The sequence below is a fragment of the Aeromicrobium sp. CnD17-E genome, from assembly GCF_024124745.1.
Taxonomy (GTDB): Bacteria; Actinomycetota; Actinomycetes; order Propionibacteriales; family Nocardioidaceae; genus Aeromicrobium.
The window spans coordinates 1-14,048 of sequence record NZ_JAMXRU010000085.1 but is presented as its reverse complement, the minus strand read 5'-3'; the positions used below and the strand labels follow the sequence as shown (position 1 = coordinate 14,048).

Annotated in this window: 14 protein-coding genes; 9 read left to right on the top strand and 5 right to left on the bottom strand. The window is 73.1% G+C overall.

Features of this window, described 5'->3' with window-relative positions; genetic code table 11:
* From NH339_RS14045 to NH339_RS14025, 5 genes are all read left to right on the top strand, one after another.
* Positions 1-535, top strand: a 535-nt coding sequence (locus NH339_RS14045; protein ID WP_253026402.1) for a (2Fe-2S)-binding protein, incomplete at its 5' end; no start/stop codon positions are given.
* A 46-nt stretch (positions 536-581) separates the two neighbouring features.
* The gene (nirB, locus tag NH339_RS14040) at positions 582-3,155 is read left to right on the top strand and encodes a nitrite reductase large subunit NirB (RefSeq protein WP_253026400.1); all 2,574 of its coding nucleotides are present in this window, start codon (positions 582-584) and stop codon (positions 3,153-3,155) included.
* Positions 3,152-3,520, top strand: a complete 369-nt coding sequence (gene nirD, locus NH339_RS14035; protein WP_253026398.1) for a nitrite reductase small subunit NirD — start codon at positions 3,152-3,154, stop codon at positions 3,518-3,520. The genes nirB and nirD overlap by 4 nt, the downstream gene beginning before the upstream one ends.
* Before the next feature lie 2 nt (positions 3,521-3,522).
* The gene (locus NH339_RS14030; RefSeq protein ID WP_253026396.1) at positions 3,523-4,638 is read left to right on the top strand and encodes a uroporphyrinogen-III synthase; all 1,116 of its coding nucleotides are present in this window, start codon (positions 3,523-3,525) and stop codon (positions 4,636-4,638) included.
* Positions 4,635-5,360 (top strand): sirohydrochlorin chelatase, encoded by a 726-nt coding sequence (locus NH339_RS14025; protein ID WP_253026394.1) that lies wholly within the window; start codon positions 4,635-4,637, stop codon positions 5,358-5,360. The genes NH339_RS14030 and NH339_RS14025 overlap by 4 nt, the downstream gene beginning before the upstream one ends.
* Here NH339_RS14025 and NH339_RS14020 read toward each other — a convergent pair.
* Positions 5,333-6,484 carry a glutamate--cysteine ligase gene (locus NH339_RS14020; RefSeq protein ID WP_370185869.1) on the bottom strand — a complete coding sequence of 384 codons (1,152 nt, stop codon included), beginning with the start codon at positions 6,482-6,484 and terminating at the stop codon, positions 5,333-5,335. The genes NH339_RS14025 and NH339_RS14020 overlap by 28 nt on opposite strands.
* Positions 6,485-6,532: 48 nt before the next feature.
* On the opposite strand from NH339_RS14020, the gene NH339_RS14015 reads away from it, so the two are divergent.
* Together NH339_RS14015 and pepN are read left to right on the top strand one after the other, a co-directional pair.
* Complete coding sequence (locus NH339_RS14015; RefSeq protein WP_253026390.1) at positions 6,533-7,207, top strand: class I SAM-dependent methyltransferase; 675 nt, start codon at positions 6,533-6,535, stop codon at positions 7,205-7,207.
* A gap of 56 nt (positions 7,208-7,263) precedes the next feature.
* Complete coding sequence (gene pepN, locus NH339_RS14010) at positions 7,264-9,780, top strand: aminopeptidase N (RefSeq protein ID WP_253026388.1); 2,517 nt, start codon at positions 7,264-7,266, stop codon at positions 9,778-9,780.
* Between the two features lie 222 nt (positions 9,781-10,002).
* Here the strand turns inward: pepN and NH339_RS14005 are convergent, their stop codons facing one another.
* Complete coding sequence (locus NH339_RS14005; RefSeq protein WP_253026386.1) at positions 10,003-10,287, bottom strand: hypothetical protein; 285 nt, start codon at positions 10,285-10,287, stop codon at positions 10,003-10,005.
* A 44-nt stretch (positions 10,288-10,331) separates the two neighbouring features.
* Here NH339_RS14005 and NH339_RS14000 point away from each other — a divergent pair, with 44 nt between their 5' ends.
* Both NH339_RS14000 and NH339_RS13995 read left to right on the top strand, forming a co-directional pair.
* Complete coding sequence (locus NH339_RS14000) at positions 10,332-11,243, top strand: mechanosensitive ion channel family protein (RefSeq protein ID WP_253026384.1); 912 nt, start codon at positions 10,332-10,334, stop codon at positions 11,241-11,243.
* Positions 11,240-11,632 carry a globin gene (locus tag NH339_RS13995; protein ID WP_253026382.1) on the top strand — a complete coding sequence of 131 codons (393 nt, stop codon included), beginning with the start codon at positions 11,240-11,242 and terminating at the stop codon, positions 11,630-11,632. Before NH339_RS14000 ends, NH339_RS13995 begins: the two co-directional genes overlap by 4 nt.
* Here NH339_RS13995 and NH339_RS13990 read toward each other — a convergent pair.
* The 3 genes from NH339_RS13990 to NH339_RS13980 all read right to left on the bottom strand — a co-directional run.
* Entirely contained in the window at positions 11,625-12,347 is a 723-nt protein-coding gene (locus NH339_RS13990; protein ID WP_253026380.1) for an acyl-ACP thioesterase domain-containing protein, read from the bottom strand. The two genes, NH339_RS13995 and NH339_RS13990, sit on opposite strands and share 8 nt — an antisense overlap.
* A gap of 12 nt (positions 12,348-12,359) precedes the next feature.
* Positions 12,360-12,614, bottom strand: a complete 255-nt coding sequence (locus NH339_RS13985; RefSeq protein ID WP_253026377.1) for a biotin/lipoyl-binding carrier protein — start codon at positions 12,612-12,614, stop codon at positions 12,360-12,362.
* A partial coding sequence (locus NH339_RS13980; protein ID WP_253026375.1) for an acyl-CoA carboxylase subunit beta occupies positions 12,611-14,048 on the bottom strand: 1,438 nt, incomplete at its 5' end. The genes NH339_RS13985 and NH339_RS13980, both read right to left, overlap by 4 nt.

The following is a 14,048-nucleotide window of genomic DNA, read 5'->3' as shown; positions in this document are numbered from 1 at the left end:
GGGCGCGACCCTGCGGCTCAAGGCCGTCGGGCTCGACGTGGTCACGGCGGGCACGCGCGCCTCGACGGCGCACGAGGACGACCGGGTGCTGGCCCTCGACGACGCGGGCGCCCGTCGCTACGTGGAGGTCGTGGTCCGCCAGGGCACGCTCGTCGGGATGACGTGCGTCGGCTCGCCGGAGCTGGCCGCACGGCTCGCGGTGCAGCTCGACCGTCCGGGCATCGTCCCGCCCGACCCGCTCCAGCTCCTCGTCGGCGCACCGGAGGACCAGCCGGGCTCGCCCACCACCATGCCGTCGAGCACCACGGTGTGCCGCTGCAACGGGGTCACGAAGGCCGACGTCGTCACCGCCTGGGACGGCGGCTGCTGCACGGTCGAGGACGTGGTCGCGAGCACGCGCGCGACCACGGGGTGCGGTGGCTGCCGCACCCTCGTGTGCGGCCTCGTCGACTGGCTGCAGGAGGTCGACCCGGCCGTGCCGGCGACCTCACAGGAGGCCGCTGCGGTGCGTGAGCGAGGTGTTGCAGCGCGGTAACCGGCGGCGTCGGGACCCGACACACGGGCTGCCTAGCGTCCTCGACATGGAACGCAGCACCCTGGTCGTGGCCGGAGCCGGCATGGTCGCCCGTCGTCTCGTCGAAGCCCTCGTGGAGCGCGACGCGACCTCGCGGTGGGACGTGGAGGTGTACGGCGAGGAGGTGCACGCCCCGTACGACCGGGTGGCGCTGACCAGCTACTTCGGCCTCTCCGGGCCCGAGGAGCTGCTGCTCGGCGACGCGTCGCTGTGGGACACCCCCGGGGTCACGCTGCACACGGGCACGCCGGTCGAGTCGGTCGACGCGTCCGCGCGCACGGTCGTCGTCGGCGGCCGGGAGCGACCCTACGACGCCCTCGTCCTGGCCACCGGCTCGTACGCCGCCGTGCCCCCGGTGGAGGGGGCCGACCTGCGCGGCTGCTTCGTGTACCGGACGGTCGACGACCTCGACGCCCTGCGCACCTGGGTGTCCGAGCGCGAGGCCGCGCTCGGCCGCCCCGTGCGCGGCGCGGTCGTCGGCGGCGGGCTGCTGGGCCTGGAGGCTGCCGGCGCCCTGACCGCGCTCGGCACCGAGACCACCGTGGTCGAGTTCGCCGACCGGCTCATGCCGGTCCAGGTCGACGCAGGCGGCGGCGAGGCGCTACGTCGGCTGGTCGAGGGCCTCGGCGTAGCGGTCCGGACGTCCACCGCGACGTCGCGCGTGGTCCCCGACGACGCCGGTCGTGTGCAGCGGATGGAGTTCGCCACCGGCGACCCGCTCGACGTCGACGTCGTGGTCTTCGCCACCGGCGTCCGCCCGCGCGACGAGCTCGCGCGTGGGGCCGGCCTGGCCGTGCACCCTCGCGGCGGCGTGCTCGCCGACGAGGGCTGCCGCACGAGCGACCCGGCCGTCTACGCGGTCGGCGAGGTCGCCTGCGTGTCCGACCGGGTCTGGGGGCTGGTCGGACCGGGCTACACGATGGCAGAGGTGGTGGCCGACCGCCTGCTCGGCGGCGAGGCCACGTTCGCCGACGCCGACCTGTCGACGAAGCTCAAGCTGCTCGGGGTCGACGTCGCCAGCTTCGGCGACGCCTTCGGGACCACGCCGGACAGCCTCGAGGTCGTCTACGCCGACCCCGTGCAGGGGCTGTACAAGAAGCTCGTCCTCAGCGACGACGCGTCGACCCTCCTGGGCGGCGTGCTCGTCGGCGACGCGTCCGCCTACGGCAGCCTGCGTCCGCTCGTCGGGCACCCGCTCGGCGGCGACCCGTCCGCGTGGCTGCTGCCGGAGTCGGCCGAGGGGCCGACGACCGGCGCCCTCCCCGACGCGGCGACCGTCTGCTCGTGCAACAACGTCACCGCCGGCACCGTGCGCTGCGCCGTGACCGACCAGGGCTGCACCGACGTGGCCGGGGTGAAGGCCTGCACGAAGGCCGGCACGAGCTGCGGCTCGTGCGTGCCGATGGTCAAGCAGCTGCTCCAGGCCCAGCTCGCCGAGGCGGGCATCGAGGTCGGGAACGACCTGTGCGAGCACTTCTCGCTCAGTCGCGCCCAGCTCTTCGACGTCGTGCGCGTCAGCGGCATCCGCACGTTCAGCGAGCTGCTCGCGACCCACGGCCGCGGGCGCGGCTGCGACGTGTGCCGCCCGGTGGCCGCGTCGATCCTCGCGTCGCTCTACCAGGAGCACGTGCTCGACGGCGAGCGCGCGGCGCTGCAGGACACGAACGACCACGTCATGGCCAACATGCAGAAGGACGGCACGTACTCGGTCGTGCCGCGCATCCCCGGTGGCGAGGTGACGCCCGAGGGGCTCATCGTCATCGGCGAGGTCGCGAAGGACTTCGGGCTCTACACGAAGATCACCGGCGGCCAGCGCATCGACCTGTTCGGCGCGCGCATCGAGCAGCTGCCCGCCATCTGGTCGCGGCTCGTCGACGCCGGGTTCGAGTCGGGCCACGCGTACGGCAAGTCGCTGCGCACCGTGAAGTCGTGCGTCGGGTCGACGTGGTGCCGCTTCGGCGTGCAGGACTCGGTGGGCCTGGCCATCGCGCTCGAGCTGCGCTACCGCGGCCTGCGCTCGCCGCACAAGATCAAGCTCGGCGTCTCCGGCTGCGCCCGCGAGTGCGCCGAGGCGCGCGGGAAGGACGTCGGCGTCATCGCCACCGACCAGGGCTGGAACATGTACGTCGGCGGCAACGGCGGCTTCACGCCGCGGCACGCCCAGCTGTTCGCCGAGGACCTCACGACCGAGCAGCTCGTCCGCGCGATCGACCGCTTCCTCATGTACTACGTGCGCACCGCGGACCGGCTGCAGCGCACGGCGCCGTGGGTGGAGTCGGTCGAGGGCGGTATCGACGCGATCCGCGCCGTCGTGCTCGACGACTCGCTCGGCATCGCCGCCGACCTCGACGCCGCGATGGACGCGCACGTGGGCGGCTACCGCGACGAGTGGGCGGCCACCCTCGAGGACCCCGAGAAGCTGCGCAAGTTCGCGTCGTTCGTCAACGCGCCCGACGTCGCCGACCCCGACCTCGCCTACGTGCCGGAGCGTGGCCAGAAGCGGCCCGCCACCGCCGAGGAGCGTGGCGTCGTGATCGGTGGACCCACCCTGCCCGTCCGCACCGCCGGAGGACCCCTGTGACCACGTTCCTCGACGCGCCCGGCGCGTCCCCGACGCTCGTGCCCGTGTGCCGGCTCGACGACCTGCACCCGGACCGCGGTGCCGCCGCGCTCGTCGACGGACGGCAGGTGGCCCTGTTCCGGCTCGCCGACACCGGTGAGGTCCGCGCGGTCTCCCACCGCGACCCGTTCACGGGGGCGAACGTCATCGCGCGCGGCCTGGTCGGCTCGCGCGGCGACGTCCCGATCGTCGTCTCGCCGCTGCACAAGCAGGCCTTCGACCTGCGCACCGGACGCTGCCTCGACGACCCCGACGTGGCCCTCGACACCTACACCGTCGACGTCGTCGACGGTGTGGTGCACGTCGGCGTCCCGCAGACTGGGTGATCGTGAACGTCCTGCGTCCCGTCCTGTCCGGCACCACGGTGCTGGTGACCGCCCAACGGCGAGCCGACGAGCTGTCCGGCGCCCTGCAGCGGCGCGGTGCCGAGGTGACGACCGCGTCGGCGCTCGGCGTGGAGTCCCACCTCGACGAGGCCGGTCTGCTGGCCGCGACCCGCGAGCTCGTCGCCGACCCGCCCGACGTCCTCGTGGTGACCACGGGGATCGGGTTCCGCGGCTGGCTGGACACCGCGGAGGCGTCCGGCCTGGGCCACGACCTCGTGGAGGCCCTCGCGCAGACCCGCATCGTGGCCCGCGGGCCCAAGGCGCGCGGTGCGCTCCAGGCGGCGGGCCTCGTGCCCGACTGGGTGGCGGAGTCCGAGACGTCGGCCGAGATCGTGCAGCTGCTCCTGACGGAGGGCGTCGACGGCCTGCACGTGGCCGTGCAGCACCACGGCGCGGGCGACGACGGCATCGAGAAGGCGCTGCAGGGCGGCGGCGCGGTCACGACGACCCTCGTCGTCTACCGCTGGGGCCCGCCGCCGGACCCCGAAGCCGTCGAGCGCTCCGTGGTCGCGGCGACCGCGGGCGGCTACGACGCGGTCGTGTTCACCTCGGCGCCCGGCGCGTCGGCGTGGCTCGAGGTCGTGGAACGGCACGACGGTCTCGACGCGCTGCGCGGCCTGGTCGGCGCGGGACGGCTGACCCTCGCGGCCGTCGGCCCGGTGACCGCCGAGCCGCTCGTCTCACGCGGCTTCGAGCCCCTGGTGCCGGAGCGCTACCGCCTCGGCGCGCTGGTGCGGGAGCTGATCGTGCACCTCGGAGAGGACGCCGCCGCGATCGCGCTGCCCGACGGCCAGCTGCGGCTGCACGCCACCACGGCCACGCTCGACCACCAGCCGCTCCCGGTCTCCCCGAGCGGGCTCGCGGTGCTGCGGCTGCTCGCCGAGCGCCCCGGGACCGTGTGCAGCCGCGAGCAGCTGCTCGCCGTCCTGCCCGGGGAGTCGACCGACCCCCACACCGCGGAGATGGCCGTCGCACGCCTGCGCGAGGCGATCGGCCGGTCCGCCGTCCTCACCGTCGTCAAGCGGGGCTACCGCCTCGCCGTGCAGGAGCACCCATGAACCCGCGCCCCACCCGCCCCGCGCTCGTCGCGACCAGCCACGGCACCTCCAGCCCCGCAGGTCGGCGGGCCGTGCTCGGCCTCGTCGAGGCGGTGCGTCGTCGCCTGCCCGACGTCGACGTCCGTGACGCGTACGTCGACGTGCAGGAGCCGACGCCCGACGACGTCGTCGCGGAGCTCGCCGGTCCCGCCGTCGTGGTGCCGCTGCTGCTCGCACCGGGGTTCCACGTGCGGGTCGACGTCGCCCGCGCCGCGTCCGCACCCGGCTGCACGGCCGCGCCGACCCTGGGTCCCGACGACCGGCTCGTGGGCGCTCTCGTGCGCCGGCTGCTCGAGGCCGGTGCGCAGGACGCCGACGTCGTCGTCATGGCGTCGGCGGGCTCGAGCGACCCGGTCGCCCAGGCCTGCTTCGAGCAGGTGGCCCGCGACCTGAGCGTCGCCATCGGCCAGGTCGTGCCGCTCGGCTACGTCGGCGGCACCGGACGCCCGCTCGACGACGTGGTCGCCGACGTCAGGGCGCAGAACGCCGACCGTCGCGTCGTGGTCTCAGCGCTGCTCATGGCCCCGGGGTTCTTCCACGACCGCGTGTCGCGCTGCGACGTCGACGTCGTGAGCCGCCCCCTGCTCGACGCGGACCCGGCCGACCCCAGGCTCGTCGACCTCGTCGTCGACCGCTACGCCACCGCGGTGGCGGCTCAGGGAGCGCTGACCGGCACGGGGTGACCGGCGCGCATCTCCGCGACGAGGGAGGCGACGACGGCGTCGAGACGTCCGTCGTGGGCCTCGGCGACCCGGCGCTGGCGTCGGTACGACGGCCCGGTGCGCACGATGTCGGCGACGCCGGCGAGCTCCTCGCTGCAGCCGAGCCGCTCCGCGACCGGCTCCAGGGTGACCAGGAGGCGGGAGAGGTCGGCGGTCACGAGGTCCTCGCGCGCGTGCTGGTCGAGGATGAGCCAGGAGTCCATGCCGTAGCGCGCCGAGCGCCACTTGTTCTCCTGCGCGAACCACGGCGGGAGGTCGGGCAGGTCACGACCCGCGTCGAGCTCGCTGGAGAAGTGCTCGACGAGGCAGTGGGTGAGCGCCGAGATGCTCAGCAGCTCGCTCATCGTCGGGATGCCGTCGCACACCCGCACCTCGAGCGTGCCGAACTTCGGCGACGGGCGCAGGTCCCAGCGGATCTCGTCGAAGACGTCGATGACGCCCGTCGTGGTGAGGTCGTCGACGTACCGCTCGAGCTCCGACCACTCCTGGAAGTGGAACGGCAGACCCGCCGTCGGGAGCTGCTGGAACATCAACGCACGGTTCGACGCGTACCCCGTGGCCTCGCCGCCCCAGAACGGCGACGACGCGCTCAGCACCTGCAGGTGGCCGTAGTACGCGAGCATCGCGTTGCTGATGGGCAGCACCTTCGCACGGTCCTCGATGCCGACGTGCACGTGCACGCCGTAGATGAGCATCTGCCGGCCCCACCACTGGGTGCGGTCGATGAGCGTCGCGTACCGCTCCTTGTCGGTGACCTTCTGGTTGTCCCAGCGTGCGAACGGGTGGGTGCCGGCGCTCATCAGCTCGACGCGCAGCGGGTCGGTGACCGTGCGGATCTCGTCGATCGCCTCCTGCAGGTCGGCGCCTGCCTCGGCGACCGTGCGCCGCACGCGCGAGACCACCTCGACGGTGTTGAGCAGCAGCTCCTGGCGGATCAGGGGGTGCTCCCCTCCGCCGGCGGGGGCGACGGCGTCGAGCACGGTCTGGGCGACCTGGCGCAGGTCGCCGGAGTCGGCGTCGACGAGCGCGAGCTCCCACTCGATCCCGACGGACGAGCGCTCGGAGCGCGCGAAGGGAAGGTCCACGGCGTCCATCCTGCCGCAGGTCCGGGCCCGAGGTCGTATCGTCCCACCATGAGCGACGGCAGGCGTGACTCGAGCGGCACGTGGCAGCGCGACCACCCGTGGGCCGCGGTCTACGACCGGATCAGCGGCGACCCGCACCTCGGGGCGCTGCTGTGGCGGGTCGCCATGGGCTCGAGCGTGGAGGAGCTGCACCGGCGGGCGCGTCGCGAGCTCGCCGCCGTGCCTGGAGGCGGCACGGTGCTGGACCTGCCGTGCGGCGGCGGGGTCGTGCTGCGCGACCTGCCGACGAACCACGCCCTGCAGTACGTCGCCGCCGACATCTCGCCCGCCATGCTGGAGCGCACGCGGGGCGAGGCCGAGCGGCTCGGCGTCGCGGCCGACGTCGAGACCCGCGTGGCCGACGTGGAGCAGCTCGCCGACGCCGACGAGACGTACGACCTGGTGCTCACGTTCACGAGCCTGCACTGCTTCCCCGACCCCGAGGCCGCGGTGCACGAGCTGGCGCGGGTGCTGCGCCCCGGCGGACGACTCGTCGGGAGCGCCTTCTGCGTCGACGCCGGTCTGCTGTACCTGCCGGGGCACCGGATCGGGCGGGCTCTCGGTGTGCTCGGTCCTCCGGTGCGGAGCACCGAGGTGCGTGCCTGGCTCGGCGCGGCCGGCCTCGTCGACGTGCGCCTCGACCGCGCCGGCGCGCTCACGTACTTCGAGGGCACCCGCGCCTGAGCACCCGAGGGGATTCGGCGCGTCACGCCGGACGGTCGGTGCATAGAGTGGGCGCCATGCCCGGAACGAACCTGACCCGTGAAGAAGCCACCGAGCGCGCCAGCGTCGTCTCGACCGACCACTACGTCGTCGAGCTCGACCTGACCCAGGGCACGGAGAGGTTCGGGTCGGTCACCACCGTGCAGTTCGGCGCCGTCCCCGGCTCCTCCACGTTCGCCGACCTCGTCGACGGCGAGATCGCCTCGATCACCCTCAACGGCACGTCGCTGGACCCCGCCACCTACGCCGACAGCCGCATCCCGCTGCCCGACCTGCAGGCCGAGAACGAGCTGCGCGTCGAGGCCACCTGCGCCTACTCCCACTCCGGCGAGGGGCTGCACCGCTTCGTCGACCCCGTCGACGAGCGGGTCTACCTGTACACGCAGTTCGAGGTGCCCGACGCGCGCCGCGTGTTCACCACGTTCGAGCAGCCCGACCTGAAGGCCACCTTCGACTTCCGCGTGACCGCGCCGAGCCACTGGGCCGTCGTGTCCAACGCCCCGGTCGCGGAGACGGTCGAGGGCGACGGCGGCGTCAGCACGCGCGTCTTCGAGACCACGAAGACGATGTCGACGTACATCACGGCGCTCGTCGCCGGCGAGTACCACGGCGTCACCGACGTCTACTCGGGCGACTACGGCGACATCCCCCTGGGCGTCTGGTGCCGTCAGTCGCTCGTCGAGCACCTCGACGCCGACGACATCCTCCTCGTCACCAAGCAGGGCTTCGCGTTCTTCGAGGACGCGTTCCAGATGGCGTACCCGTTCGTGAAGTACGACCAGCTGTTCGTGCCGGAGTACAACATGGGCGCGATGGAGAACGCCGGCTGCGTGACCTTCCGCGACGAGATGATCTTCCGCAGCCGCCAGACGGTGGCCGCCTACGAGCAGCGCGCGAACACGATCCTGCACGAGATGGCGCACATGTGGTTCGGCGACCTCGTGACCATGAAGTGGTGGGACGACCTGTGGCTGAACGAGTCGTTCGCCGAGTTCGCGGCGCACCACTCCTCGGTGGAGGCCACGCGCTTCACCGACGCGTGGACGGGCTTCACGAACAACCGCAAGAACTGGGCGTACCGCCAGGACCAGCTGCCCTCCACGCACCCCATCGCGGCCGACAACTACGACCTGCACGCGGTGGAGGCGAACTTCGACGGCATCACCTACGCCAAGGGCGCGTCGAGCCTCAAGCAGCTCGTCGCCTGGGTCGGCGTCGAGGACTTCTTCGCCGGGCTGCGGGCCTACTTCAGCAAGCACGCGTACGGCAACACCACGCTGCAGGACCTCCTCACCGAGCTGGAGGCGGCCTCGGGCCGCGAGCTGGCGTCGTGGGCCGAGGAGTGGCTGCAGACGTCGGGCGTCAACACCCTGCGCGCCGACGCCGAGGTCGGCGACGACGGCACGTTCACGTCCTTCGCCGTCGAGCAGACCGCGATCGAGGCGTACCCGACGCTGCGCCGCCACCGGATCGCGATCGGCCTCTACGACGTCGTCGACGGTCGCCTCGTGCGCACCGAGCGGGTCGAGACCGACGTCCGCGGCGAGCGCACCGAGGTTCCGGAGCTGGTCGGCCTGCGCCGTCCGGCGCTCGTGCTGCTCAACGACGACGACCTCACCTACGCGAAGATCCGGCTCGACGAGCAGTCGTTCGCGTCGCTCGTCGAGCACGACATGGCGTTCGAGGAGTCGCTGCCGCGTGCCCTCTGCTGGGGCTCGGCCTGGGACATGACGCGCGACGCCGAGCTGTCGTCGACGGACTTCGTGTCGCTGGTGCTCGCGGGCATCGGCTCCGAGAGCGACCTGACGGCCGTCTCGTCGCTGCTGCGCCAGGGCCAGTCCGCGGTGAACCTGTACACGTCCGACGAGAAGCGTCCGGCGCTCGCGGAGCGCTGGGAGGCCGGGGTGCGGGCCCTCGCGGAGGCCGCCGAGCCCGGCAGCGACCACCAGCTGGCGTTCGTGCGCGGCTACGCGTCGGCGGCCACGTCGCCCGAGCCGCTGCGCGGCCTGCTCGAGGACGGCCTGCCCGGGCTCGACGTCGACACCGACCTGCGGTGGACGCTCGTGACCGCGCTGGCGCGCCTCGGTGCGGCCGACGAGGCCGAGATCGCGGCCGAGCTCGAGCGCGACCAGACCATCTCGGGCCGCGAGCGGGCCGCCGCGGCGCGCGCCGTCCGTCCGTCGTCGGAGGCCAAGGAGGCCGCGTGGCAGGCGGCGGTCGTCGACACCTCGACGCCCAACGAGACCCGCCGCCAGACCGCGTCGGCGTTCCAGGTGTCGGGCCAGGCCGACGTGCTCGAGCCGTTCGTCCAGCGCTACCTCGAGATGGCCGACACGGTCATCGAGGACAAGGGCGTCTGGATCGGCCAGGTCGCGCTCGTCTACCTCTTCCCGCTCGCCAACCCCACCCAGGCCACGCTCGACGCCGTCGACGCCTGGCTCGGCTCCACCGAGGCGCCAGCCGCTGCGAAGCGGTACGTGTCCGAGGGTCGCGACGACCTCGCCCGCGCCCTCCGCGCCCGCGCCGCCAGCTGAGCTCTCCCGCTGGGTGGAGATTCCCAGGTCGACCTGGGAATCTCCACCGAGCACGGGGATCTCAGGGAAGCACAGAGACCTTTCCGTGCCCGGCTGAGATTTCCGTGCCTGGCCAGAGATTTCCGTGCCTAGCGAAGATTCCCAGGTCCACCTGGGAATCTGCCGACCCACGACGCACCTCGGCCGGCCCGTCCAAGACGGGCCGGCCGAGGTGGGGGTCGGTCAGTGGTGGTGCGCAGCCTCGTTGCCGGGCGCGACCTCGAGGTCGGTGGACGGCGGCGGGGGCACGTAGTTGTTGCGCGCCGTGAGCAGGCCGAAGAGGGCGACGACGACGAAGAGACCCACCGTGCCGCCGCCGACGAGCAGGATCCACTCGAGAGTGGAGCGCTGCGGCGGGGCGGGCCAGGCCTCGGAGGCCGGCGAGTCGGCCCAGGCCGTGGCAGAGGTCGTGCCGAGCACCACGAGCGTGGAGACGACGACGGCGAGGATGCGCGCGGGAGCCTTCATGGGGCCATCGTATCGTCCCTGGCCCCGCCCGTAGGCTGGTGACCATGCTGAGCCTCGACGTGAACCTGCCGTCGGCCTGGACCGGCGACCGGCTGATGGAGAGCGGGACGCAGATCCTCGTGATCCTCCTCGTGGCGATGGTGGTCCGCTGGGTCACCCGCCGCGCGATCCGCCGCGTCGTCAAACGAGCCGGCGAGGGGCAGGTGCCCGACGCGCTCGCCAACAGCCGCGCCGGCGCCCTCCTGTCGGACCTGCGCCCCGGCTCCGGGGAGCGGCGCAAGCAGCGCGCCCAGGCCATGGGCGACCTGCTGAGCTCGATCGTCGGCCTCGTCATCGCCGGTGTCGCGTTCGTCATGGTGCTCGGCGTGGTCGGCGTGCCGATCGCTCCGCTGCTCACCAGCGCCGGCATCCTCGGCGTCGCGCTCGGCTTCGGCGCGCAGACGCTCGTCAAGGACTACCTCGCCGGCGTCTCGATGATCCTCGAGGACCAGTACGGCGTCGGCGACTCCGTCGACCTCGGCGAGGCCAGCGGCACGGTCGAGGCCGTCGGCCTGCGCGTCACCCGCCTGCGCGACGTCAACGGCACCGTCTGGTACGTCCGCAACGGCGAGATCCTCCGGGTCGGCAACCAGAGCCAGAACTGGGCGCGCACCGTCCTCGACGTCACCGTCGACTACGACTCCGACCTCGACGAGGTGCAGTCGATCCTCGCCGAGGAGGCCGAGTCGATGTACCGCGAGGAGCGCTTCACCGGCGTCATCATCGAGGAGCCCGAGGTGTGGGGCGTCGAGCGCTTCGACAAGGACGGCGTGGTCGTCCGCGTGGTGCTGAAGACCGCACCGCTGCAGCAGTGGCTCGTGGCACGCACGCTGCGCCAGCGCGTCAAGCGTCGCTTCGACAAGGCCGGCATCCGCATCCCGTCCAGCGCGATCCCCGCCGAGAGGCCAGCACCGTGAGCGCCACGTTCTACGAGGAGATCGGCGGCCGCGCGACCATCGAGCGGATCGTCGACGTCTTCTACGCCGGGGTGGCGACCGACGCCCTGCTGCGTCCCATGTACCCGGAGGAGGATCTCGCCCCGGCTGCCGAGCGGTTCACCCTGTTCCTCGAGCAGTACTGGGGCGGCCCGACGACGTACAGCGAGACGCGCGGGCACCCCCGGCTGCGCATGCGCCACGCGCCGTTCGCGGTCACGATGGCCGCCCGCGACCGGTGGCTGCACCACTTCCGCGCCGGTCTCGACGCCGTCGACCTCACGCCCGAGCAGGACGCGCAGTTCTGGGCCTACGTGCAGCACGCCGCCACGTTCATGGTGAACACCGCCGACGACGCGCCCGTCAGCTGAGCTGCGCCTCCAGCACCGCCCGCTCCTCCGGACCGAGCACGCGCGACGTCTGGGTCTCGAGGTCGAAGCCGACGAGCACGGCGTCGGCGCGACCCTGGCGTCCGTCGTCGAAGAGCGTGGTGACGGTGAACGACGAGCGTCCGACGCGCGTGACCACGCTGCGCGCCCGCGTGGTGGCGGCACCCCACGTGAACGGGTCGCCGCGCCGGACGTCGACCCTCGCCACCACGTAGCGACCGCTCCCCGCGGTGCCGGCCACGCGGACGACGGAGACGATGCGCGCCTCCTGGGCGAACTCGAAGAGCGCCTCGACCGTCACGTCGCCGTCGGGGCCGAGGTCGCTGCGCCGCACGCGCAGGTCGTAGAACTCCCCCGCGGCAGCGAGGTCGAGGTCGAGGTCGGGCAGCGGCTCGTCGTGCCACGTCGCGCGGGCGAACGGCGTCGTCGCCGTGGCCGGCGCGATCTCCTGCACCAGGCGATCACCGTCGTCGGCCGACGTCACGCGCACGGGGGTGCTGCTCAGCAGCAGCGGCCGTAGGTACTCCACCGACACGGTCCGCGCCGGCCGGTCCTGCAGGTCGCCGTCGGCCACGTGCACCGCCCGCGCCTCGGCGGCGTAGTCGACGTAGGTGACGTTGTTGACGTGGCCCAGCTGGTCGAGGTCGGCCCAGCGCATCGGCAGGTCGTGGACGAGGGGCGTGGTCGGCTCGGTCACCCGAGCATGCTCTCAGACCGGGGCCGGGCCCTCGTCCGCGGTGGCGATGACGACGAGCGGGTCGCCCTCCTGGACGATCTGTCCCTCGGCGACGAGCACCTCCGCCACGGTGCCGGTGGCCGGCGCGTGCACGGGGAGCTCCATCTTCATCGACTCGAGCACGGCAAGGACGTCACCCTGGCGCACCTGCGCGCCGACCTCGGTGACGAGCTTCCAGACGTTCGAGACGATGTCGGCGCTCGCCGTCGCGGTGGTCGTGGCGCTCATGCGCGGCTCCCCTCGGCGCGCGGGGCGAGGACGCCGAGCGCCTGCACCATGCGGTCGCGCGTCTCCTCCGGGACGATCACGTCGTCGAGGATGCCCGCCTCGGCGGCGAGGTAGGGCCGTGCGACGTTCTCGCGGTACTCGGCGGCGAGCTCGTCGCGCAGGGCGTCGGGGTCCTCGGCGTCCTTGAGCGCGCGGCGGTGCAGCAGCGCCACGGCGCCGCCCGGGCCCATGACCGCGATCTCCGAACCCGACCACGCCCAGGTGAAGTCGGCGCCCAGGGAGCGCGAGCCCATCGCGATGTAGGCACCGCCGTACGCCTTGCGGACGACGACGGTGAGGACAGGCGACTGCGCCTCCACGTACGCGCGCAGCATGGTCGCACCCTGCGTGATGACACCGCGACCCTCCTCGACCGTGCCGGGCAGGAAGCCGGGCACGTCGACGAAGGTCAGCACGGGCAGGCCGTAGCGGGCGCAGAAGTCGACGAACCGCGAGGCCTTCACCGACGCCTTGGCGTCGAGGATGCCGCCGCGTGCCTTCGGCTGGTTGGCGACGATCCCGACGGGACGGCCGTCGAGGTGGGCGAGCACGGTGAGCACGCTCGGGGCGTGACCGGGGCTGAGCTCGAGGCGGGGCCGGTCGTCGAGGACGCCGTCGAGCACCTCGTGCATGTCGAAGACGATGCTCGACTTGTCGGGCACGACGTGGGGCAGCCGGGCGACGGCCTCGGCCCGGGCGGGCACCGGGTCGACGAGCGCCGGCGCACCGCCGACGTGCGAGGGCAGGAAGGAGAGGATGTCGCGGGCGGCGTCGAGCGCGGCCTGCTCGTCGTCGACCTCGAGGTGGGCGACGCCGCTCGTACGGGTGTGCATGCCCGAGCCGCCGATCTCGTCGGCGGTGGCGTCCTCACCGGTCGCTGCGCGGACGATCTCGGGCCCGGTGAGGAACATCTGTCCCTGCTCCTTGACCATGATCGTCCAGTCCGTCAGTGCCGGCGAGTACGCGGCGGCACCCGCGCAGGGGCCGAGGATGAGCGAGATCTGCGGGATCCTCCGGCTGGCCTCCACGTTGTTCGCGAAGATGCCGCCGCAGCCGTGGAGGGCGTGGATGCCGTCGTGGATCCGCGCTCCCCCCGAGTCGTTGATGTAGACGATCGGGTGCCCCCGGTCGATGGCGATGCGCTGCGCGCGCTGGACGGTCTCGGCGAACACCGCGCCGATCGCGCCCGAGGCGACGGCGGCGTCGTGGCTGGCCACGACCACCGGACGTCCGCCGACGAGACCCCAGCCGATGACGACGCCGCTGCCGCTCGACGGACCTGCCGTGCGCAACGGCGAGATCTCGACGAACGTGCCCTCGTCGACGAGGAGGTGCGCGCGCTCACGGGCGGTGTGCTGACGGCGACCACGAGGCTCGACGCGCGCCGTGCGGTCC

Bases quoted from the DNA above. Each gene is read 5' to 3' on its own strand.
- nirB (WP_253026400.1), top strand. From the start codon at position 582: ATGGAACGCAGCACCCTGGTCGTGGCCGGAGCCGGCATGGTCGCCCGT.
- NH339_RS14025 (WP_253026394.1), top strand. From the start codon at position 4,635: ATGAACCCGCGCCCCACCCGCCCCGCGCTCGTCGCGACCAGCCACGGC.
- NH339_RS14015 (WP_253026390.1), top strand. From the start codon at position 6,533: ATGAGCGACGGCAGGCGTGACTCGAGCGGCACGTGGCAGCGCGACCAC.
- pepN (WP_253026388.1), top strand. From the start codon at position 7,264: ATGCCCGGAACGAACCTGACCCGTGAAGAAGCCACCGAGCGCGCCAGC.
- NH339_RS14005 (WP_253026386.1), bottom strand. From the start codon at position 10,287: ATGAAGGCTCCCGCGCGCATCCTCGCCGTCGTCGTCTCCACGCTCGTG.
- NH339_RS14000 (WP_253026384.1), top strand. From the start codon at position 10,332: ATGCTGAGCCTCGACGTGAACCTGCCGTCGGCCTGGACCGGCGACCGG.
- NH339_RS13985 (WP_253026377.1), bottom strand. From the start codon at position 12,614: ATGAGCGCCACGACCACCGCGACGGCGAGCGCCGACATCGTCTCGAAC.